The organism is Micromonospora sp. NPDC047557, from assembly GCF_043205095.1.
Classification (GTDB): domain Bacteria; phylum Actinomycetota; class Actinomycetes; order Mycobacteriales; family Micromonosporaceae; genus Micromonospora.
Map to the genome: position 1 here is coordinate 171,823 of NZ_JBIDDK010000010.1, position 21,681 is coordinate 193,503.

Here is a 21,681-nt window from a genome sequence, read left to right on the forward strand (position 1 = left end):
GAGCACCGGCGCCGTCGCGCTCACCAGGGGTGGACGGTCCCGTCCTCCAACCGGTTCACCGGCAGGTACGCGGGCGCGTACGGGTAGCGGGCCGCCGCCTCCTCGTCGATGTCGACGCCGAGGCCGGGGGTCTCGGCGGGATGCAGGTAGCCGTCGGCGTAGTGGTAGCCGTGCGGGAACACCTCGTCGGTCTGCGCGGTGTGCCGCATGTATTCCTGTAGGCCGAAGTTGGGGATCGAGATGTCGAGCTGGAGCGCGGCGGCCATGCACACGGGCGACAGGTCGGTGGCGCCGTGTGAGCCGCTGCGGACGTGGTGCAGCGCCGCGAGGTCGAAGATGCGACGCAGGTGGGTGATGCCGCCGGCGTGCACCACCGTGGCCCGGATGTAGTCGATGAGCTGTTCCCGGATGAGCTGCGCCGCGTCGAAGACGCTGTTGAAGACCTCACCCACGGCGATCGGGGTGGTGGTGTGCTGCCGGATCAGCCGGAAGCCCTCCTGGAGGTCGGCGGGGACCGGATCCTCCATCCAGGTCAGCGCGTAGGGCTCCAGACTCTGGCCGAGCCGGGCCGCCTCGATGGGCGTGAGCCGGTGGTGCACGTCGTGCAGCAGCCGCAGAGTGGGGCCGAACTCGTCACGGACCCGGGCGAACACGGTGGGTACGTGGGTCAGGTAGCGCGGCGTCGACCAGGTGGTCTCGCTGGGCAGCGCCGCGTCGGCCGGCTCGTAGAAGAGCTTGTCGGCGCTGACCCCGTACGTCTTGGGCAGGCCCGGCACACCGCACTGCACCCGGACCGCCCGGTAGCCGAGGTCGACGTAGCGGGCGACCTCGACCAGGACCTCCTCGACGGTCTCGCCGTTGGCGTGGCCGTACACCGTGACGCCCTCGCGGGACCGGCCGCCGAGCAGCTGGTAGACCGGCAGGCCCGCCACCTTGCCCTTGATGTCCCACAGCGCGGTGTCCACCGCGGCGATCGCGCTCATCGTGACGGGCCCGCGCCGCCAGTACGCGCCCTGGTACAGGTACTGCCAGGTGTCCTCGATCCGCGCCGGATCCCGGCCGATCAGCAGCGGCGCCACGTGGTCGCGCAGGTACGACGCGACGGCCAGCTCCCTGCCGTTGAGGGTGGCGTCCCCGACGCCGGTGACGCCCTCGTCAGTGACGATCTTGAGGGTGACGAAGTTGCGGCCCGGAGAGGTCACGATGACCCGGGCGTCGACGATCTTCACGCGATCTCCTTCGTGCCTACGGGGGTCGTAGGGGGTGCACACGAGGACGTTCTGCTTACCGGGAACGTGCCGATAATATCCCGCCGGCGGCCGGCGCCGAACGGTTCGGCGGGCCCGCACCCGTGCGCAGGTGAAGGCCCAATCCTTTGTCCCGAAAGGTTTCCGGAAGCCTTGACAATCGAGTGTGCTCGATCGAAGCTGACATCGGTCACGCGAGCCGCGGTCACGGTCGGGCGAAGGGCAGTCCTCGACTAACCCCCTTCCATGCGCCATTCTCCCGAGGAATCGCGAACCATGACACTGAAGACAAGGCTGCTCGGCGTCCTCACGGCGGTCGCGACAGTCGCCGCCGCCGCGCTGGCGTTCGCCACCCCCGCATCGGCCGCGACGCTCACCCAGGTGACCGGCTTCGGCAACAACCCCACCAACCTCCAGATGCATCTGTACGTCCCGGACCGGGTCGCATCCCGGCCAGGAATCCTGCTCGCCCTGCACTACTGCACCGGAACGGGCCCCGCCTTCTACTCCGGCACGCAGTACGCGTCCCTCGCCGACCGGTATGGATTCATTGTCATCTACCCGTCGGCGACGCGCAGCAGCAAGTGCTGGGACGTGGCCTCGCCGCAGGCGCTGCGCCGAGGTGGTGGCAGCGACCCGGTCGGGCTCGTGTCGATGATCGATTACGTGAAGCAGCGGTACTCAGCCGACCCGGACCGCGTCTTCGCCACCGGCACCTCGTCGGGCGCGATGATGACCAACGTCATGCTCGGCGACTACCCGGACGTGTTCGCGGCGGGCGCGTCGTTCGCCGGGGTGCCGTTCGCCTGCTTCGCCACCGGGGGCACCTCGGAGTGGAACAGCGAGTGCGCGAACGGGCAGTCCATCAAGACCGCGCAGCAGTGGGGTGACCTGGTCCGCGGGGCGTACCCCGGCTACACCGGCCGGCGACCGCGGATGCAGATCTGGCACGGCACCAGCGACGAGACGCTGCGCTACCCGAACTTCGGCGAGCAGATCAAGCAGTGGACGAACGTGCACGGTCTGAGCCAGACCCCGACGTACACCGACTCCCCGCAGTCCGGGTACACCCGCACCCGGTACGGCAGCAGCGGCCCGATGGCACCGGTCGAGGCGATCAGCATGCAGGGCGTCACGCACAACATCCCGGTCGACGCCGCCCAGGTGATCCGTTTCTTCGGGCTGGACGGCACGACGCCCCCGACGACGCCGCCGCCGACGACGCCTCCGCCCACCACGCCGCCGCCGACGACGCCGCCACCCACCACGCCGCCCCCGACCACACCCCCGCCGACCACGCCGCCACCCACCACGCCGCCGCCGAGTGCGGGTGCGTGCCGCGTCGGGTACACGGTCAACGCCTGGAACTCGGGTCTCACCGCGAGCGTGACCATCACCAACACCGGTACCGCCGCCGTCAACGGGTGGGCGCTGACCTTCACGTTGCCCAGCGGCCAGACCATCACCAACGGCTGGAACGCCACCTACTCCCCGACGAGCGGAGCGGTCACCGCCCGCAACGTCTCCTACAACGGCACCATCGCCCCGAACGCGTCGGTCGAGATCGGGTTCCAGGCCACCCACACCGGCGGCACCGGCAAGCCCTCGTCGTTCGCCCTCAACGGGGCCACCTGCGCGGTCTCCTGACCGACGCCACCATCTGAGAGACGGAGACGCACGATGAGCAGAACGAGATGGAAGGCGGCATCGAGAGCCGCGATCGCGCTGACCGGCGCGGGCGCTCTCGCCGCCGGCATGGCAATGGTCCTGGTGACGCCCGCGTCCGCCGGAACCACCCTGGGCGCGTCCGCGGCGGAGAAGGGCCGCTACTTCGGTACGGCGGTGGCCGCGTACAAGCTCTCGGACAGCGCGTACACCACGATCCTGAACCGTGAGTTCAACATGGTGACGGCCGAGAACGAAATGAAGATCGACGCCACCGAGCCGCAGCAGGGCCAGTTCAGCTACGGCTCGGCCGAGCAGATCGTCAACCACGCCCGCAGCCGTGGCATGCAGGTACGCGGGCACACCCTCGCGTGGCACTCACAGCAGCCCAGCTGGATGCAGGGCATGAGCGGCAGCGCCCTGCGCCAGGCGATGCTCAACCACGTGACGCAGGTGGCCACGCACTTCCGCGGGCAGATCTACTCCTGGGACGTGGTGAACGAGGCGTTCGCCGACGGCAACTCCGGCGGCCGTCGCGACTCGAACCTCCAGCGCACCGGCGACGACTGGATCGAGGCCGCGTTCCGGGCCGCCCGGGCCGCGGACCCGGGCGCGAAGCTCTGCTACAACGACTACAACACCGACAACTGGACCTGGGCCAAGACCCAGGGCGTCTACAACATGGTCCGCGACTTCAAGGCCCGTGGCGTGCCGATCGACTGCGTCGGATTCCAGTCGCACTTCAACAACGACTCCCCGTACGCCAGCAACTACCGCACCACGCTGTCGAGCTTCGCGGCGCTGGGCGTGGACGTGCAGATCACCGAGCTGGACATCCAGGGCGCTCCGGCGAACACGTACCGCGCCGTGGTCGAGGACTGCCTGGCGGTGCCGCGCTGCAACGGCATCACCGTGTGGGGCATCCGCGACAGCGACTCGTGGCGGTCCTCGCAGACGCCGCTGCTGTTCAACAGCAGCGGGCAGAAGAAGGCCGCGTACGACGCCGTGCTCGCGGCGCTGAACAGCGGTACCAACCCGACGACCCCGCCGCCCACCACTCCGCCGCCGACGACCCCGCCGCCGACGACGCCTCCGCCCACCACCCCGCCGCCCACGACGCCTCCGCCCACGACCCCGCCGCCGGGGCAGACCGGCTGCTCGGCGTCGGTGACGGTGAACCAGTGGAACGGCGGCTTCGTGGCGAACGTACGGGTGACCGCCGGCTCGTCGGCCCTCAACGGGTGGACCGTGACGCTCACCCTGCCGTCCGGCGCGACCGTCACCAACGCCTGGAGCGCCGACCGCAGCGGTAACAGCGGCACGACGAACTGGACGAACGTGTCCTACAACGGCCAGGTCGGGGCCGGACAGTCCACGGAGTTCGGCTTCCAAGGCACCGGCACCGCCGGCACCCTGACCCCCACCTGCGCCCCCCGCTAAAACCCACCCACCCCACCCAACCCAACCCCACCCGGTCCCACCCCCGCTCCACCCTCGTGATCAAGAGGTTTGCGTCACCCGTCCCGGCGTGTCGTGACGCAAACCTCTTGATCACCGGGGCCGGGGCCGGGGGAGGGGTGGGGGTCCGGGGTCAGCCGTCGATGCGGGTGATGTTGCGGATCTTGTTGGACGCGTCCAACGCGGCCACCTTGTACGCCTCGGCCAGGGTCGGGTAGTTGAACACGGCGTCGACCAGGTAGTCGATCGTGCCGCCGCAGCCGATCACCGCCTGCCCGATGTGGACGATCTCGGTCGCCGCGGTGCCGAACACGTGCACCCCGAGGAGTCGGCCGTCCTCGGGGGAGACGAGCAGCTTCAGCATCCCGTACGAGTCGCCCACGATCTGGCCACGAGCCAGCTCGCGGTAGCGCGCGATGCCCACCTCGAACGGCGTCGACGATTCGGTCAGTTCGGCCTCGGTCTGGCCGACGAAACTGATCTCCGGGATGGTGTAGATGCCGATGGGTTGCAGGCCGTGCATCTCCCGGATCGGCTCGCCGCAGGCGTGCTGCGCGGCCAGCCGGCCCTGCTCCATCGAGGTGGACGCCAACGCCGGGAAGCCGATCACGTCGCCGACGGCGTAGATGTTGTCGACCGGGGTGCGGTAGTTGGCGTCGACCGCGATCCGGCCGCGCCGGTCGGCCTGCAACCCGGCCGCCTCCAACGCCAGGTCGTCGGTCTGGCCCTGCCGGCCGGCCGAGTACATGACGGTGTCCGCGACGATCTTCTTGCCGCTCTTGAGAATGCACAGCGCCGCCGTCTGGTGCTTCTCCACCGCGGCGACCTCCTCGCCGAAGCGGAACGCCACCGACAGGTCACGCAGGTGGTACTTCAGCGACTCGACGACCTCGTCGTCGCAGAACTCGAGCATCCGATCGCGGCGCTCCACGACGGTCACCTTGGTGCCGAGGGCGGCGAACATCGACGCGTACTCCATGCCGATCACGCCGGCGCCGACCACGACCATGCTGCGCGGGACGGCCTGGAGGTTGATGACGCCGTCGGAGTCCACGATGGTCCGGTCGTCGAAGTCGACGCTGTCCGGGCGGGCCGGGCGCGTGCCGGCGGCGATGATGGCCTTGTCGAACGTCACCTTCGACTCGCGCCCGGAGCCAGCGTCGACCCAGATGGAGTGCGCGTCCGCGAAGCGCCCGGTCCCGGTGATCATCGCGACCCGGTTGCGCGCGAGCTGGTTGCGGATGACGTCGGTCTGTCGGGTGATCACGTGCTGGGTGCGGGCGGCCAGGTCGCTGACCGTGATCTCCTCCTTGACCCGGTAGCTGCTGCCGTACAGGTCGCGCTGGCTCAGGCCGGTCAGATAGAGCACGGCCTCCCGCAGCGTCTTGGACGGGACGGTGCCGGTGTTGATGCACACCCCACCGATCATGTCGCGGCGGTCCACGATGCCGACCCGCCTGCCGAGCTTGGCGGCGGCGATCGCGGCCTTCTGACCGCTGGGTCCGGAGCCCAGCACCAACAGGTCGTAGTCATACACGATCGTTAGCGTCGCAAGATGTCGCCGTCGACGCCAGACCCCGGACGCGAGCGTTACTTGTCTGCCACCACGCAGGTGCCGCCGTTCAGCGTGACCTCCTCCGCCAGTTGCGTACCGGTGGCGACGACGCCCAGCGACACGGTGCCACCGGGCCTGATCACCGCGTTGTGGCCGGTGTTGCGCACCCGCAGGTAGCTGTTGTTCGGCCGGTCAGGTCGTCGTTCAGCCGACGAGGCGGCGTTCCCAGGCCCAGGCGGCGATCTCGACGCGATTGCGGGCCGGGAGCTTCGCCTGCACGCTGGCGAGGTGGGTCTTCACGGTGCCGACGGCGATGAAGAGCTGACCGGCGATCTCCGCGTTGGTCAGGCCCCGGGCGACGAGCCGCACGACGTCGAGTTCCCGCGGGGACAGGCCGGCGTCGTCCCGCGGCGCGCTGGGCGGGCTGAGGTGCTCCAGCAGTCGTACGGTGATGGACGGACTGATCAGCGCGTCGCCGGAGACGGCCGCGCGGACCGCCTCGACGAGCAGCGCCGGGCCGGAGTCCTTCAAAAGGAAGCCGCAGGCGCCGTTGGACAGCGCGGTGTGCACGTACTCGTCGAGGTCGAAGGTCGTCACCACGACCACCCGCACCGGGTCGGCGACGCCCGGCCCGGCGAGCAGGCGCAACGCCTCCAGGCCGTCGAGGCGGGGCATCCGGATGTCCAGCAGCACCACGTCCGGGCGTAGCCGCCGGACCATCTCGACGGCGGCGACCCCGTCGGCGGCCTCGCCGATCACCGCCATGTCCGGCTGCGCTCCAATGATCATGCTGAAGCCGGTCCGGACCATCGCCTGGTCATCCGCGATCAGCACCCGGATCATCGGGCCACCGCCGACCGCAGCGGGAACGCGGCGTCGAGCACCCAGCCGCCGGAGATGCCCGGCCCGGCGGTGATCGTGCCGCCGAGGGCGCGTACCCGCTCGGTGAGGCCGAGCAGGCCGAAGCCGTGCCCCCGGGCGGGAGCGGTACGCGGGGTCGTGCCGTCGTCGGCGACCCGGACCAGGAGCCAGTCCGGCGTACGACGCACGGACACGGCCACCGACCGGGCGTCCGGGGCGTGCTGGCGGGCGTTGGTCAACCCCTCCATCACCACCCGGTACGCCGAGGTCGACACCTCCACCGGCAGCTCGTCGAGCGGACCGTCGACGTACAGCCGGGCCGGCGCGTTCGTGGTGTCGTTGTGGCCCTCCAACAGCGGTGCGAGGTCGGCCACGCCGGCCAGCGGGGCCAGCGGGGCGTCCGGCGGGGCGTCCGGATTGCGCAGCACGCCGACCATCCGCCGCATCGAGGCCATCGTCTCGGCGCCGGCGCGCTCGATCTGCTCCAGCGCGACGATCACCCGTTGCGGGTCCTGCTCGGCGACGAACCGGGCGCCCTGCGCCTGCACCACGATGCCGGTCACGTGGTGGGCGATGAAGTCGTGCAGGTCGCGGGCGAACTCGGCGCGCTGCTCGGCCCGTACCAGCGCGATGGCCCGCTCCCGCCCGGTGGCGACGACGCGCAGGTAGATCCCGACGGCGGCGGCGCCGATCGCGGCGAGCGCCTGGAGGAGCCCGAAGATCACGTAGACGTAGTCCGCCCCGGCGCGCAGCGGCAGCGCGGCGGCAGCGAGCACGGCGAGCACCGCCGCCCACGGAGCGAGCCGTGCGGCGGCCCACCGGGTCACCACGAACACCACCGCGATCATCCCGGCGGACTCGGCCAGCCCCCAGCTGCCGCCCAGCAGATAACTGCCGCTCCGGCTGAGCACCAGGAAGCCGAACGTGACAGTGAGTGAGATGGTGCCGAGCACGAGCGCCGCGAGCGGCAGGGATCGGGACCCCTGCCGGTGCACGGGCAGCCAGACCACCGCGGTCATCAACGCCAACCCCACCTGCACGAGGGCGCGCAGGGCTTCGGCCACGCTCACCCCGGTGTAGAGGCCGTACCGCAGGTCGAAGGCACCGAGCAGGGCCAGCGCCGCCAGACCGGCGAGCTGACCCAGGCGTACCCACCATGTCGAGAATCCCAGCGCGTTCATCGTGACCCAGCGTAGCCAGGCGGACGGCGCGGGCAGATCGGCCGAAAGACAGACCCGGCACGGGCGTTCCCCGACCGCGGGCCGATGCGGCTCCCGCCCGACGCGGGCGAGGCTTCCGGCGGTCACATCGCAGCCACTGGAGGAACCCATGACAACCCACGCCCCGCCGCCGATCGGGCAGGCCGCCGTCGCCGCGGTCGACCTGGTGAAGGTGTACGGCAGCGGCGACACCGCGGTCCGTGCCCTGGACGGCGTCTCGGTCGGCTTCGGTCGGGCCGAGTTCACCGCGATCATGGGCTCGTCCGGCTCCGGCAAGTCGACGCTGATGCACTGCCTGGCCGGCCTGGACACGGCCACCTCCGGCCGGGTCCTGCTCGGCGGCACGGAGCTGACCGGTCAGTCCGACCGCACGCTGACCCGCGCACGCCGCGACCGGATCGGCTTCGTCTTCCAGTCGTTCAACCTGCTGCCGCAGCTCACCGCCGCGCAGAACATCACTCTGCCGCTGGATCTCGCCGGCCGGGAACCCGACCGTGACCTGCTCGCGCGCCTCGTCGACGTACTGGGCCTCGGGCAGCGGCTCGGGCACCGGCCCAGCGAACTCTCCGGTGGCCAGCAACAGCGGGTGGCGCTGGCCCGGGCCCTGGTGTCGCGGCCCGAGGTCGTGTTCGCCGACGAGCCGACCGGCAACCTCGACTCCCGCTCCGGGGCCGAGGTGCTCACCATCCTGCGCGACTCGGTACGCGACCTGGGCCAGACGGTCGTCATGGTCACCCACGATCCGATCGCGGCCGCGTACGCCGACCGGGTGGTGCTGCTCGCCGACGGCCGGGTCGCCGGCGAGATCGCCGAGCCGGACCAGGGCTCGGTCACCGACGCGCTGCGCGAGCTGGCGGTCCCCGCGTGAGGGCGACGGTGCTGCGTACCCAGGTGAGCGCCGCGGCCCGACGCCCGGGTCGACTGATCCTGACCGGCCTGGCGATCCTCGTCGCGTCGTTCGTCGTCTTCGGCACCGTACTGGCGCAGGAGATCACCGAACGGACCGCGCGGGACAACCTCAGCGGCACGCCGGCCGCCACCGACCTGGTCATCGGTGACCCCCAGCAGCCGCCGCCCACCGTGGCGGCGCTGCGTGCCGTCCGCGCCGTGGCGGGTGTCACCGAGGCGGTAGGCCGCACGACGCTCGGTGTCTCCCTCGCGGAGGGCTACCTCAACCTGCGGACCGACCCGGGCGCCGGCCCGCTGGCGACGGTCCGCCTGGTCCAGGGGAGCTACCCGGACCAGCCCGGCGAGATCGCGGTGAGCCGGCGTACGGTCGAGCGGCTGGGGTTGACGATCGGCACCGTCACCACCGGGACGGGCGGCGAACTCCCCACCGGGGCGCCGCTGACCGTCACCGGCGTGGTCGACAGCCCCGACGACGGGGGCTCTGACGCGTACGCCCCGGACGACGCGGTGGCCGCGTGGGGTCACGTCGGCACTGTCGAGCGGATCGACGTGCGGACGGCTGCCGGCGCGGCGGAGACGGTTCGGGACCGGGTGACCGCCGTGGTCCCGGCCGATCAGCCGATCCGCTCCGGCGCCGAGGTGCGCGACGCCGAGGCCGACGCGGCGGCCGAGCAGGTGGGCAGGCTGTTCGCGCTGGTCGGCATGTTCGTCGCGGTCGCGGTGGTCGCCGCGGCGCTGGTGGTCACCTCGACGTTCCGCATCGTCTTCGCCCAGCGGATGCAGCAACTCGCGCTGCTGCGGGCGGTGGGCGCGGGTCGGAGCGGGCTGGTGGTCGCGCTGACCGCCGAGGGTGCCCTGACCGGGCTGGTCGCGGGTGTCGTGGGAGTCGTCGGTGCCCTCGCCGCCGGGCAGGTCCTCCCCATGGTCCTGCGCGCCTCGGGCATGGCGGTCTCGTCGCCGGGCCTGTCGTTGGGAGCGGCGGTCGCGGTGGTGCTCGGCGCGGTAGTCCTCACCGTGGTGGCGGTGCTGGCTCCGGCGTTCTCCGCCGCCCGGGTCTCGCCCCTGGAGGCGCTGCGGGCGGCGAGCGTGACCGCCGGGCGGCGCGGCATCGGCGCGCCGCGTCTGGTGTCCGGCGCGCTGCTGGTCCTCGGCGCGTTGCTGGCCGCCGTCGCGGCGGTGCGGCGGTTGCCGGCGCCGGACCAGGAGTCGTACGACCCGAGCGGGGCGCTGCTGCTGGTGGTCACCTCGGGAGCGCTGGCGTTCTTCGCCCTGGTCGCCCTCGGGCCGCTGCTGGTGCGCCCGGTGCTGGCCGTGGCGGGTTGGCCGTTGCGGCAGGTGGGACCGTTGGGACGGCTGGCGGTCGGCGGGATCGGTGGGACGCCGCGGCGGGCCGCCGCCGTCTCCGTCGTGGTCGCGCTCGGCGTGACGCTGATCTCCGGGGTGGTCATCGGCGGCGCGTCGATGCGGGTCGTCGCCGATCGCGACATGGCGCTCTCCGCGCCGGCCGACTTCGAGGTGTCCTCCGGTGACGGCACGAGCCTGCCGGTCGCCGTGGTGACGAGGGCGCGGGCGGCGAGCGGCGCGCTGACCCGGGTGGTGCCGTACCGGATGGTCCACGACGTCGCGCTGATGCGGGGCGCCGAACGGCTCGGCGACACCGAGTCCGGGTACTCGACCACCGACCTCGACATGTCGGCGCTGCCGACCACCGCGGACCTGGACGTGGCACAGGGCACCCTCGCCGACCGTGGACCCGGCCGGATCGTGCTCGGTGACTGGGTCGCCCGCAACGCCGGGCTGCGGGCCGGTGACACCGTGACACTGGCCCGCGAAGGGCGGACTGTCGACGTACGGGTGGCGGCGGTCCTGCCCGACCGTGGCCCCCTGTACGCGGGCATCCTCGCCGACCGTGCCGACCTGGACCGGATCGGCGGGCCGACGGCGTACACCGGTCTGCTGGCCGACGCGGCGCAGGCGGGCGAGGACGGCCGCACCGCCGGGGTGCGGGCGCTGCGGCAGGCGATCGGGAACGGCGCCGGGCTGGGCATCGCGGTGCTCGCCGACGAGCGGGATCGCAACGACGCGGTGCTGAGCGCCCTGGTCTGGATCACTGCCGGCCTGGTCAGCCTGACCGTGCTGATCGCGGTGGTCGGGGTGGGCTCCACGACCGCGCTGTCGGTCGTCGAGCGGGTCCGCGAGTCCGGGCTGCTGCGCGCCGTCGGCCTGTCCCGGGCGGGGCTGCGCACGATGCTGACCGTCGAGTCCGGCCTGTACGGGGTGATCGGCGCGACTTTCGGTCTGCTGCTCGGCGTCCCGTACGCCTGGTTGGCGGTGCGGGCGCTCGGGCTCAACGCGCCGCTGTCGCTGCCGGTGCTGTCGCTGGTCGGGCTCTTCGCGGCGCTGGTCGGGCTGACCGCGCTGGCCGGCGTGCTGCCGGCGCGGCGGGCGTCGCGGGTCAGCCCGGTGGTGGCGCTGGGCGTCGAGGGCTGAGCGCGCCGAGGTGCGGGGGCGGGCCGGCGTCGAGAGGGTTCGGCGCCGGCCCGCCGCGGCGCGGTCAGTTGGGGTTGCTCGCGTGGGTCAGCGTCTCCCAGGCGACGAAGAGGTTGTTGGTGCCGGCGGGTCGCTGTTGCAGCGTGAGGGTCTGCGTGTTGGTCATGACGTTGCCCAGCCGGTTGCTCAGCGCGTTGAAGCCGACCTCGGTGACGGGGCCGAGGCCCCGGGTGAGGGTGCCGCCGCAGAGCCAGGAGGGTGCCGCCTCGCCGAGTTGGTAGCGCGAGTGGAAGCCGAGCGCCTGCCGCAGCCGCTCGCCGACCTGCGGGTACAGGTCGCGGCCCTGGATGCGGGAGGTCTCCGCGACGTGCGAGATGGCGGAGATCCCGTAGCCGGTGTGGACGAAGTCCCGGCAGGTCTCCTGTGCGAGGCCGGCGACGAAGGTGGACTGGCCCTGCCAGTAGCCGATGATCTCCGAGCTGGTGTCCAGGCCGCTGGCGGGCACGGTGTACGGCAGCGCGCCGTCGCTGGGCAGGTAGATGAAGGCGCGGGTGCGGTTGAGGAAGCGGGTGACCGCCGCGTCGTAGGCGGTGCGGTCCTCCAGGAAGACGGCGATGCCGACGGCGGCCTCCATCATGGTCAGTTCCCAGTTGCCGTTGCTGTTCGAGCCGTTGCGGACCACCGGCAGGTAGACGTTGCGCAGCATGGTGGCGAACCGGTTGGCGTTGGGCCAGCTCCCGTAGGTGTACTTGATGATCTCCGCGGCCCGAGGCCACGTCGAGGCCGCCCAGCCGGTCTGCAGGGGCCCGTTGCTGCCGGTGTGCGAGGTGATCGTCGCCGACCAGGCGTCCATGATCTGGATCGCCTTCTGCGCGTACCGGGAGTCACCGGTGAGGTACCAGGCGAGCGCGTCGGTGTACGCCGCGATCGCGTCCTCGCGCTCGTCCGTGCAACCGTTGTTGGGGTTGGAGTAGGAGCCGCACTCGACGACGGCGCGGGGCGCCGGGGTGCGCGAGAGCGAGGCGTACCGGCTGCCCATCATCTGGTTGTACGCCGCCGCCCACGGCTGCGCACCCGCCTGCACCCGCCCCCGGACGAAGTCGAGCTGGCCGCGGCTGACCAGCACCCCGGGGTGGGTGAAGCCGCTCGACGGCGGGGGAGTGGTGCCACCGCTGGGCAGGCTCCAGAGCTGGTTGGCGCTGCCGGTGCAGCTCCAGATCTGCAACGGCGTGCCGTCGGCCGAGCTGGGGCCGGTCGCGTCGAGGCACTTGCCCGAGGTCGGGTTGACCACCTGACCGGCGCTGGACGACCACTGCTGCGCGCCGGTGCCGTTGCAGTCGTAGATCTGCACCCGGGCGCCGTTGGTGGCGCTGGCGGCGGCGATGTCGAGGCACTTGCCCAGGGCCCTGATCGTGCCGTCGTCGGCCACCGTCCACTGCTGGGCGGTGGAGCCGTTGCAGGTGTAGAGCTGCACCGCTGTGGCGTTGGCCGGGTTCGCGGCGGCCACGTCGACGCACTTGCCGCCGTACCCCGTGATGGCGCCCGTGGCGGCGGCCGTCGCGGCGGAGGCGCCGACGAACACGCCGGTCGGCACGGCGAGCAGTGCCGCGGCGAGCGCGGCGGCGAACCTGGTACGGGGGCGGCGGGGCGGGGGCCCGGCCAATCGGCGCGCCATGTCGGGGTCCTTCCGGGCGACGAAACAACTGTAAAGTGTGTTAATCATTACAGCCGTACCCATTGATATCAATGTCTTCACCGCGCCGGATGCGCTCACGGGTGCATGGCCGCGCCCTTGAGGACCTTGTCGACCACGGTGCGCGGCGCGTGCAGGGCCAGCCCCACCAGGTCGAGCTTCTCCCGGCCGACCGCCTGCACCGCCGCCCGGTTGTCCCGGTCGTTGCCGGTGGCGAACAACTCCGACGTGAAGATCGCCAGGCGCAGCCCGCGGGTGAGCGCCCGCGAGTGCGCGGCGGTGAGGGTGGCCCGGTCACCGGCGAAGACCAGCACCGGCTGGCCGAACATCGGCAGGTACGAGGTGCCGTCCGCGTCGCGGTACTCCTCGCCCAGCAGCTCCGGCTCGGCCTGCGCGATGCCACTGACCAGAAAGGCGGTGACGTTCAGCCGCTGCCAGCCCGCCAGGTCGTTACGGAGCAGCACGGCGATCTTGGTGGGGAAACGGATCGGTTCGGTCATGCCGTCGAGCCTGCCCGTCCGGCACCCGGCCGTTCTTGTACGTTCTTAGCGTGGTCACCCGACCGACGGGCGCACAGGTCAGCGCGTGGCGACCCGCAGTCGCCGGGGTCGCCGAGGTCTTCCACGCCCACTTCCTGGATCACGCGTACCCGCTGCACACCCACGACGTGTGGACGCTGCTGATCGTCGACGACGGCGCGGTCCGCTTCGACCTGGACCGGCACCGCCACGGCGCGCTACGGACGTCGGTCACGCTGCTGCCGCCGTACGTGCCGCACGACGGCCGGTCCGCCACACCGAACGGCTTCCGCAAGCGGGTCCTGTACCTCGACACCACGGCGCTCGACGCCGAGCTGGTCGGTCCGGCGGTCGACCGGCCGGACCTGGCCGATCCGCGCCTCCGGGACCGGATCCACCACCTGCACCGGGTGCTCGCCGCGCCGGGGGACGAGTTCGAGGCCGACAGCCGGCTCGCGCTCATCCTGGACCGGCTGCGCCAGCGGCTGCGCCAGCGCTCCCCGGCCAGCGTTCCGCCGGCCGCGCGCGGCCTCGCCGTCCGACTACGCGAGCTGCTGGACGCCCGGACCGTCGAGGGCCTCACGCTGCGCCAGGCCGCCGAGCTGCTGCACGCCCACCCGACCCACCTGGTCCGGACGTTCACCCACACGCACGGGCTGCCGCCGCACTCGTACCTGACCGGTCGTCGGGTCGAGCTGGCACGCCGTCTGCTCCTCGCGGGGCAGCGCCCGGCCGAGGTCGCCGCCGCCGCCGGGTTCTTCGACCAGGCGCACCTGACCCGCCACTTCCGGCGGCACCTGGGCGTCAGCCCGTCCCGCTATGCGGCTCCCGCGCGCGTTCCTGGCGAGCCGCCGGCGATCGGACGAGCTGACCGCCGATGACGGACAGCAGACGCAGCTTCTCGTCGCTCGCGACCTCGGCGCGGCGTCGGGTGCAACAGCCAGGGTCGGCCGCGCTGTTCCGCCGGGGTGCTCTCGTGCCGGGTCGGTCCGCCGGCTGATCGACACCTCAACGACCGGTTCCAATCGGGCGGCCGATCGGTTCCGCCACGTGGTCGTCACGAAATCCGGCGGCAATCCGTCACAGTCCCCGGATAGTCTGCCTCCGCGCGTCGTCGCCCCGGCACGTCGCGTCCCGCGCCTGGTCGGCGCGGCATCCGTTGCCACCGCCCACCATTCGCCGGATCAACCGACCTCAGGAGAGTCAGTGACACAGCAATCCGTCGCGACATCGGACAAGCTCGACGCCGCGGTGCTCAAGGTGGCGGGTGTCGTCGTCCTTGGCGCGATCATGTCGATTCTCGACGTGACGGTGGTGAGCGTCGCGCTGCCCAAGTTCCAGAGCGAGTTCGACGCGTCCTACGCCCGCGTGGCCTGGACGATGACGGGCTACACGCTGGCCCTGGCCACGGTGATCCCCCTCAGCGGATGGGCGGCCGACCGATTCGGCACCAAGCGCCTCTACATGGTGGCGCTCGCCCTGTTCACGATCGGGTCCGGCCTCTGCGCCACCGCGGATTCGATCGGCGAACTGATCGGCTACCGCGTCCTTCAGGGCCTCGGTGGCGGCATGCTCATGCCGCTGGGCATGACGATCATGACCCGCGCGGCGGGGCCGCACCGGATCGGCCGGCTGATGGCCGTCCTCGGCATCCCGATGCTGCTCGGCCCGATCGGCGGCCCGATCCTCGGCGGCTGGCTGATCGACACGGCGAGCTGGCACTGGATCTTCCTGATCAACCTGCCGATCGGTGTCGTCGCCCTCATCTACGCGCAGATGGCGCTCCCGAAGGACGCCCCCGAGCCGTCGGAGTCCTTCGACTTCCTCGGCATGCTGATGCTCTCCCCAGGTCTCGCGCTCTTCCTCTACGGCGTCTCGTCGCTGCCGGAGGCGGGCACCTTCTCCGCGACCAAGGTGTGGGCCCCGATGCTTGTCGGCGGCGCGCTTGTGGTGGCGTTCGTGCTCTACTCGTTCAAGCCTCGGCACCCGCTGCTCGACCTGCGGCTGTTCCGCAACCGCAACCTCACCATCGCCTCGGTCACGCTGTTCGTGTTCATCATCGCGTTCATGGGCGCCGGCCTGCTGTTCCCGAGCTACTTCCTGCAGGTGCGCGGCGAGTCGACGCTGGCCGCCGGGCTGCTGATGGCGCCCCAGGGCCTCGGCGCGATGATCACCATGCCGATCGCCGGCACGCTCGCCGACCGGGTGCCCATCGGCCGTACCGTCCCGTTCGCGCTGGCGCTGATCGTCGCCGGGTTCTTCGGCTTCACCCAGGTCGACCCGCAGACCTCGTACTGGCTGCTCGGCGGGTCGCTGTTCGTGATGGGCCTGGGCATGGGCGGCACGATGATGCCGGTCATGACGTCGGCGCTGCGGACGTTGCAGGCACAGGAGGTCGCGCGCGGCTCGACGCTTGTCAACATCCTGCAGCAGATCGGCGGCTCGGTTGGCGCCGCCGTGATGTCGGTGATCCTCACCAACGAGCTGAACGGCTCCCGGCCGATCCCCGGCGCGGTGGACCCGAGCGGCAAGCCGATCACCGAGGCCGGGCTGGCCATCGCCGCCCAGCAACGGCCGGAGCTGCTCCAGCAGATGCCGGTGGATCCGTCGATCATCGAGCGTGGTCTCGACTTCGCCGCGAGGTCGTTCGCCCACACGTTCTGGGTGGCGTTCGCGCTGGTGCTGGCCACGTTCATCCCGGCCGCCCTACTGCCGCGCCGCCGTACGCCCGCGCAGCCGCTCGGCGACGAGCAGACCGACCTGCCGAAGACGCCCGTCGTCATCCACTGACCGACGCGCCCGCCGCGCTCGACGCCCTTGCGGTGTCGAGCGCGGCGGTGTGCCTGGTCAGCGCAGCGGACCGTCGCCCGGGCCGTCGGGGTCGTCGACCACGTGCACCGCGGCCTCCTCGGCGCTGGCGCCACCCGCGTCGATCCCGGCGTCCCACGCCACCGACTCGGCCTCGTCGTCCTCGCGGACGCCCTCGTCGTACTCGACGAGGCGGCCGGCGCGCGCCTCGGTCTCGTACCCTCGGCGGGTCAGCTCGTCCTCGTCGTCGCCGCCCTCGGCGTACGGGTCGACGTCCGGCTCCTCCTGGGCGAGGTACTGCTCCAACGACTCGCCCGCCCGCTCCTCGGCGGGGGTGGTGCCGAACCGGTTCGCCGCCGTCCAGTGGTCCGCGGCGACGATGCCGGTGTCGAGGGGGTCGCCGACGCGGTCGTCGTCGAGGGTGTCGGAGGCGTCCAGCACGCCGTCGTCCTCGGCCACGTTCCACTCGTCGACGGAATCCGTCTGGCTCATGGCGGTCTCTCCTTCGTCACGGCGCAGCGAAGTGCCAAGCCTATGACCGTCAAACGCCGCCGCCCCCCGGGCCCTGCCCGCTGTGACGAACGGACCTCGGGGCGCGGCGCGCGGGTCAGCGCTTCAGCAACTCCACCACCGCCTCGGTGAACTCCGCCGGCTGCTCGACGTGCGCGAAGTGCCCGCTGCGCTCCAGCACCACCAGGCGCGAGTCCTTGAGGCCCGAGTGCAGCTCCTCGGCATAGCGGGGGCCGCAGATGAAGTCGTATGCCCCGACGATCACCACGGCCGGCGCGGTGATCTCCGCGAGGCGGTCGCGCACGTCGAAGGGCGTCGGGTCCTGCGCGCCGGCCGGCGCCGCCGAGATCCGCACGGCCGCCTGGAGCGGGGCGAACTCGGCCTGCCGACCCCAGAAGTCCGCGAAGTACACCGGAAGGGCGGCGCGCAGGGCGTCGCCCAGGGACTCGTCGTCGGTGGCGGCGCCGATCTGCGCGAACGCGGCCGGGATCTCCGCCGCCTCCGGCCGGTCCGGGTGCCGCTGCGGGTACGCGGCGAGGTTGGCCATCGCCTCACCCCAGAAGTCGGCGCCGGTGACGGGTGAGGTGTCGTACAGGGCGAGGCCGGCGACCCGGTCCGGGTGGTCCAGGGCGTACCGCTGGATGACGAATCCGCCGTGCGAGTGGCCGAGGAGGTACACCCGGGGCGCGCCGAGGTGCGCGATGACGGCGTCGAGGAACCGGACATACGTGACGAGGTGATAGTCGTTGGTGTCGAGGCGCCCCGACGCGCCCGTGCCGACCGGCTCGACGTACACCATCGTGAAGTGCTCTTCGAGGCCGGGCGCGCGCAGGTAGGCCCACTCGATCCCGGGGCCGCCGGAGTGCGCCACGCAGACCGGGCCGGTGCCGGCGACGTGGTAGACCTGCCGGACGCCATCAACGGTGAAGGTGTGCGCACCCGGTGCGAGGGCGTCGACGTCGTGGCTGGTGGAACCCATGAACCATCTCCCGATCCGTGACCCGCGCGGCGTGTGTCCGCCGCGCGGCTGGTGACTGACACGGACCAGATGCACGGGTGGAGGGGAAAGTTCGCTCGGTCTGCGACGTTTCTCAGACCAGCGCCGGGACGGGGTGGAAGAGGGTGAGCCGGCGGACCCGCCCCTCGTGCAGCTGCTGCAACCACAGCGCGCCGGGTGGGCAGTGCTCCGGGTCGTCCGGCGGGCTGATCAGGTCGGTCTCCCAGATCAGCACGTCGCCGCTGGCGACCACGTTGCGCAGCCGCTGGCGTACCCCGGCTTCCAGATCGGTGGTCATGCCGCAGATCGCCAGGTCACGGCCGCCGCGTGGCCCACCCGGCATGACCATCTCGGCGTCCGGCCACCAGATCTCGTGTACGACCCGGTCGAAGTCGCCCCGCATGGCCGTGGCGATCATGTCGCGACCCTCGCGCCAGCGGGCGTCGCCGGCCGCGCTGACGTCGGCGTGCGCCGTGGTCGCCGCCGTCCGCAGACCGCCGGCGAGGGCCCGACGGGCATGGCTGAGGCGGCTGCGGACGGTGCCGACCGGCACGCCGCACACGGCCGCGATCTGCTCGTACGAGGAGGCGTCGCTGAAGTACCGCAGCAGGGTGACCAGCCGGTCCGGCTCGGACAACTCCCCGATGGCGTGCCACACCCAGTCGCGCAGCGCGCCGGAGTCCAGAGCCTCCTCGGGGGTGGGGCTGGTGGCGGGCTGGGCGAACCACTCCGGCTCGGCCACCGGGACGGGGCGTGGCCCGCGCAGGGTCATCCGGGCGTTGTTGCGGACGATCGTGCGCAGCCACGGGCCGACGGCGCCCGGGTCGCGGACCTCACCGATGCGCCGCAGGGCCGTCACCATCGCGTCCTGCACCGCGTCCTCGGCGTCCGGTCCGTAGCCCAGGACGCCCAGCGCCACGGCCCGCATGCCGGCCTCGTGACGGGTCAGCAGCGCACCGAGCGCCGCCGCGTCTCCCGCCTGCGCGAGCGCGACCAGCTCCGCGTCACCCTGCGTCACGTCCAGTTCCTCCCCGAACGGCCTGTTCTGAACGCTTCTGCTCACTCAAGCCTACGGCGGGCCGGCGTCGCCCCGGCCGGGGACGGGTTCGTCCCCATGATCGTCGGGACGGCGCGTGTCGGTTCGCGCGACTCAGTCAGGATGAGGGGCGTGGACATCGAACCGGTCGACCACGCGCCCCGACAGGCGTTCGTCCAGACGATCCTGCGGCAGCGCTGGGAGGACCTCACCTTCCTGCACTGGGCCGTCGACCCGGAACTCGTCGCGCCGCTGCTGCCCGCCGGCACTCGTCCGGACACGCTGGACGGCGTGAGCTTCGTGGGGCTGATCGGCTTCCGGATGGTCGGGCTGGGCTTCGGTCGCGGGCCGGGGCTGCCGTACTTCGGCACCTTCGCCGAGACGAACGTCCGGCTCTACTCGGTCGACGACACCGGTCGACGGGCCGTCGTGTTCCGCTCGCTCGACGCGTCCCGACTCGTGCCGGTGCTGGTGGCACGGGCGACGCTGCGTCTGCCGTACCTCTGGTCGTCGATGCGGTTGGACCGCGGCGGCGACCGACTCACCTACCGGTGCCGGCGTCGCTGGCCCGGCCCCGCGGGTACGACGAGCCGGATGGCGGTCCGGGTGGGGGAGCCGATCGCCGACCCCACCCCGCTGGACCATTTCGTCACCGCCCGGTGGGGGCTGCACACCCGGGCGTACGGTCGCACGCTGCACCTGCCGAACTGGCATCCCCGCTGGCCGCTGTACCGGGCCGAGCTCCTACACCTGGACGACGGGCTGGTCGCCGCCGCCGGGCTGCCGGCGCCGGTTGGACCGCCGGTCAGCGTGCTCTACTCGCCCGGTGTCGGGGTGCGGTTCGGCCCGCCGGTGACGCTCCGGCGGCCCGGCTGAGCGCCGGGCCGCCGGATGCTCAGTAGCGACCGCCCTCGGGGGCGGGCAGCCCGTCCAGGTCGGCCAGTTCCTCGGCGCCGAGCTGCACGTCGCCGGCCGCGCAGTTGTCCACCAGGTACTTCGGCGTCTTGGTGCCGGGGATCGGGATGACCCGGTCGCCCTGGGCGATCACCCACGCGAGCGCGACCTGCGCGGGAGTGACGCCGGCCCGGTCGGCGATCTCCCGGACCCGGGCGACGATGGCCAGGTTGGCCCGCAGCGCGTCCTGCTGGAAGCGCGGCAGGCCGCGTCGGAAGTCGTCGGCCGGCAGGTCGTCGAACGACGAGAACCGGCCGGTCAAGAAGCCCCGGCCCAGCGGGGAGAACGGCAGGAAGGCGATGCCGTGCGCGACGCAGTACGGCAGCACCTCGGCCAGCGGGTCCCGGGTCCACAGTGACAGCTCGGACTGCACCGACGCCACCGGGTGCACGGCCTGGGCCCGCGCGATCTGGTCCACCGTCACCTCGGACAGGCCGATCTGGCGGGCCTTGCCCGCCGCGACGACCTCGGCCATCGCGCCCCAGGACTCCTCGATGGGCACCTCGGGGTCGACGCGGTGCAGCTGGTAGAGGTCGACATGGTCGGTGTTGAGGCGGCGCAGGCTGTCGTCGATCGCGGTGCGGATGTGCTCCGGACGGCCGTTGTTGCCGATCTTCGGCGAGTTGCCGGGGCCTCCGGTCAGGGACGTGGCCACCAGCCCGACCTTGGTCGCCAGGACGGCCCGCTCCCGGTGGCCGTCGGCCAGCGCCCGGCCGACCAGTTCCTCGTTGGTGTACGGCCCGTACACGTCGGACGTGTCGATCAGCGTGGCGCCCAGGTCCAGCGCCTGCCGGATCACCGAGATCGAGGTGTCGTCGTCGCGGGGGCCGGTGATGTCGTATCCGTGGCTCATGCCCATGCACCCGAGACCGATGACGCCGACCTCGGGCCCTGCACTGCCCAGCGTGGTGGTTCTCATGGGCACCACGCTACGACCGCCGTCCGCCTGCCGCCCGGCGGCATCCAGCGGCGGTCCAACCCGGTCAGAAAGAGTTCGGCGGCCGTGTCGAGGACGGCAGCGCCTGCTTCGACCACGGGGTGAGGGCCGGGCACGACCGGCCTCACCGGCAGGCTGACACCGCACAGACCAAGGAGTGGACCGATGACGAAGGTGACGACCGGGGCGACGATGTCGTTGGACGGCTACATCGCGAACGCCTCCCACGGCGGCTTCGAGCACCTCTTCCAGTGGTACGGCAGCGGCGACGTCGAGACCCCGACGGCCAACCCGGAGATGACGTTCCGGACGTCCGCCGCGAGCGCCCGCCACCTGCGGGACCTCACCGAACGTACCGGCGCGTTGGTCGTCGGCCGGCGGCTGTTCGACATGACCGGCGGGTGGGGCGGCCGGCACCCGATGGACGTACCCGTCGTGGTCGTCACGCACACCGTGCCGGAGGGCTGGGAGCCGGAGAACGATTCCTTCGTCTTCGTCACCGACGGCATCGCCAGCGCCATCGACCGCGCGAAGGCGCTCGCCGGTGACAAGGAGGTCGGCGTCAACGGTGGCACCATCGCGGCCCAGGTCGTCGAGGCCGGCCTGCTCGACGAGGTGCACGTCGACCTCGTCCCGGTCGTGCTCGGCGCCGGCATACCGCTTTTCGCCGGCCTGACGATCGCGCCGCTGCAACTCGACGGCCCCTTCCGTGTCGTCGAGGGCGACGGCGTCACGCACCTGGCCTACCGCGTACGCCCGGCGGCCTGACCGCCTCGGGGCCGGCCCGCCCGGGCCGGCCCCTCGCACCCGTACGCCAGCGTGC

19 protein-coding genes are annotated in these 21,681 nt (G+C 72.1%); 8 read left to right on the plus strand and 11 right to left on the minus strand.

Features of this window, described 5'->3' with window-relative positions:
• Positions 1–20: 20 nt before the first annotated feature.
• Positions 21–1,229, minus strand: a complete 1,209-nt coding sequence (manD, locus tag ACGGAQ_RS22745) for a D-mannonate dehydratase ManD (protein ID WP_393052267.1) — start codon at positions 1,227–1,229, stop codon at positions 21–23.
• Positions 1,230–1,523: 294 nt separating this feature from the next.
• Here manD and ACGGAQ_RS22750 point away from each other — a divergent pair, with 294 nt between their 5' ends.
• Together ACGGAQ_RS22750 and ACGGAQ_RS22755 are read left to right on the plus strand one after the other, a co-directional pair.
• Positions 1,524–2,894, plus strand: a complete 1,371-nt coding sequence (locus ACGGAQ_RS22750) for a PHB depolymerase family esterase (RefSeq protein ID WP_393052268.1) — start codon at positions 1,524–1,526, stop codon at positions 2,892–2,894.
• A 33-nt stretch (positions 2,895–2,927) separates the two neighbouring features.
• Entirely contained in the window at positions 2,928–4,352 is a 1,425-nt protein-coding gene (locus tag ACGGAQ_RS22755; RefSeq protein WP_393052270.1) for an endo-1,4-beta-xylanase, read from the plus strand.
• 151 nt (positions 4,353–4,503) lie between these two features.
• Here ACGGAQ_RS22755 and sthA read toward each other — a convergent pair whose 3' ends face one another.
• The 4 genes from sthA to ACGGAQ_RS22775 are packed head-to-tail and all read right to left on the minus strand — an operon-like array spanning position 4,504 to position 7,967.
• Positions 4,504–5,907 carry a Si-specific NAD(P)(+) transhydrogenase gene (gene sthA, locus ACGGAQ_RS22760; RefSeq protein WP_393052272.1) on the minus strand — a complete coding sequence of 468 codons (1,404 nt, stop codon included), beginning with the start codon at positions 5,905–5,907 and terminating at the stop codon, positions 4,504–4,506.
• 53 nt (positions 5,908–5,960) lie between these two features.
• The gene (locus ACGGAQ_RS22765) at positions 5,961–6,092 is read right to left on the minus strand and encodes a hypothetical protein (protein ID WP_393052274.1); all 132 of its coding nucleotides are present in this window, start codon (positions 6,090–6,092) and stop codon (positions 5,961–5,963) included.
• Between the two features lie 37 nt (positions 6,093–6,129).
• The gene (locus tag ACGGAQ_RS22770; protein ID WP_393052276.1) at positions 6,130–6,768 is read right to left on the minus strand and encodes a response regulator; all 639 of its coding nucleotides are present in this window, start codon (positions 6,766–6,768) and stop codon (positions 6,130–6,132) included.
• A complete protein-coding gene (locus ACGGAQ_RS22775) occupies positions 6,765–7,967 on the minus strand; it encodes a sensor histidine kinase (protein ID WP_393052278.1) in 1,203 nt (400 codons plus the stop codon). The genes ACGGAQ_RS22770 and ACGGAQ_RS22775 overlap by 4 nt, the downstream gene beginning before the upstream one ends.
• Positions 7,968–8,115: 148 nt before the next feature.
• Between ACGGAQ_RS22775 and ACGGAQ_RS22780 the strand changes: the two genes are divergently transcribed.
• On the plus strand, positions 8,116–8,874 hold the full coding sequence (locus ACGGAQ_RS22780; RefSeq protein WP_393052280.1) for an ABC transporter ATP-binding protein: 759 nt from the start codon (positions 8,116–8,118) through the stop codon (positions 8,872–8,874).
• On the plus strand, positions 8,871–11,405 hold the full coding sequence (locus ACGGAQ_RS22785) for an FtsX-like permease family protein (protein ID WP_393052282.1): 2,535 nt from the start codon (positions 8,871–8,873) through the stop codon (positions 11,403–11,405). Before ACGGAQ_RS22780 ends, ACGGAQ_RS22785 begins: the two co-directional genes overlap by 4 nt.
• Before the next feature lie 64 nt (positions 11,406–11,469).
• On the opposite strand, the gene ACGGAQ_RS22790 is transcribed toward ACGGAQ_RS22785, so the two are convergent.
• Positions 11,470–13,080, minus strand: coding sequence for a ricin-type beta-trefoil lectin domain protein (locus ACGGAQ_RS22790; protein WP_393052284.1), 1,611 nt, complete (start codon positions 13,078–13,080; stop codon positions 11,470–11,472).
• Positions 13,081–13,175: 95 nt separating this feature from the next.
• On the minus strand, positions 13,176–13,598 hold the full coding sequence (locus tag ACGGAQ_RS22795; RefSeq protein ID WP_393052286.1) for a DUF2000 family protein: 423 nt from the start codon (positions 13,596–13,598) through the stop codon (positions 13,176–13,178).
• Positions 13,599–13,648: 50 nt separating this feature from the next.
• Between ACGGAQ_RS22795 and ACGGAQ_RS22800 the strand changes: the two genes are divergently transcribed.
• Both ACGGAQ_RS22800 and ACGGAQ_RS22805 read left to right on the plus strand, forming a co-directional pair.
• The gene (locus ACGGAQ_RS22800) at positions 13,649–14,497 is read left to right on the plus strand and encodes an AraC family transcriptional regulator (protein ID WP_393052288.1); all 849 of its coding nucleotides are present in this window, start codon (positions 13,649–13,651) and stop codon (positions 14,495–14,497) included.
• Positions 14,498–14,822: 325 nt separating this feature from the next.
• Positions 14,823–16,406, plus strand: a complete 1,584-nt coding sequence (locus ACGGAQ_RS22805; RefSeq protein WP_393052403.1) for a DHA2 family efflux MFS transporter permease subunit — start codon at positions 14,823–14,825, stop codon at positions 16,404–16,406.
• 57 nt (positions 16,407–16,463) lie between these two features.
• Here ACGGAQ_RS22805 and ACGGAQ_RS22810 read toward each other — a convergent pair whose 3' ends face one another.
• The 3 genes from ACGGAQ_RS22810 to ACGGAQ_RS22820 form a co-directional block, all read right to left on the minus strand.
• Positions 16,464–16,916: a DUF5709 domain-containing protein gene (locus ACGGAQ_RS22810; RefSeq protein WP_393052290.1), complete on the minus strand. Its 453-nt coding sequence runs from the start codon at positions 16,914–16,916 to the stop codon at positions 16,464–16,466.
• 115 nt (positions 16,917–17,031) lie between these two features.
• On the minus strand, positions 17,032–17,913 hold the full coding sequence (locus ACGGAQ_RS22815; RefSeq protein ID WP_393052292.1) for an alpha/beta fold hydrolase: 882 nt from the start codon (positions 17,911–17,913) through the stop codon (positions 17,032–17,034).
• Positions 17,914–18,025: 112 nt separating this feature from the next.
• A complete protein-coding gene (locus ACGGAQ_RS22820; protein WP_393052294.1) occupies positions 18,026–18,994 on the minus strand; it encodes an RNA polymerase sigma factor in 969 nt (322 codons plus the stop codon).
• A 105-nt stretch (positions 18,995–19,099) separates the two neighbouring features.
• On the opposite strand from ACGGAQ_RS22820, the gene ACGGAQ_RS22825 reads away from it, so the two are divergent.
• Positions 19,100–19,843, plus strand: a complete 744-nt coding sequence (locus ACGGAQ_RS22825; protein WP_393052296.1) for a YqjF family protein — start codon at positions 19,100–19,102, stop codon at positions 19,841–19,843.
• A gap of 19 nt (positions 19,844–19,862) precedes the next feature.
• On the opposite strand, the gene ACGGAQ_RS22830 is transcribed toward ACGGAQ_RS22825, so the two are convergent.
• Positions 19,863–20,840, minus strand: coding sequence for an aldo/keto reductase (locus ACGGAQ_RS22830; RefSeq protein ID WP_393052298.1), 978 nt, complete (start codon positions 20,838–20,840; stop codon positions 19,863–19,865).
• A gap of 183 nt (positions 20,841–21,023) precedes the next feature.
• Here ACGGAQ_RS22830 and ACGGAQ_RS22835 point away from each other — a divergent pair, with 183 nt between their 5' ends.
• A complete protein-coding gene (locus tag ACGGAQ_RS22835; RefSeq protein WP_393052299.1) occupies positions 21,024–21,626 on the plus strand; it encodes a dihydrofolate reductase family protein in 603 nt (200 codons plus the stop codon).
• Positions 21,627–21,681: the final 55 nt, after the last annotated feature.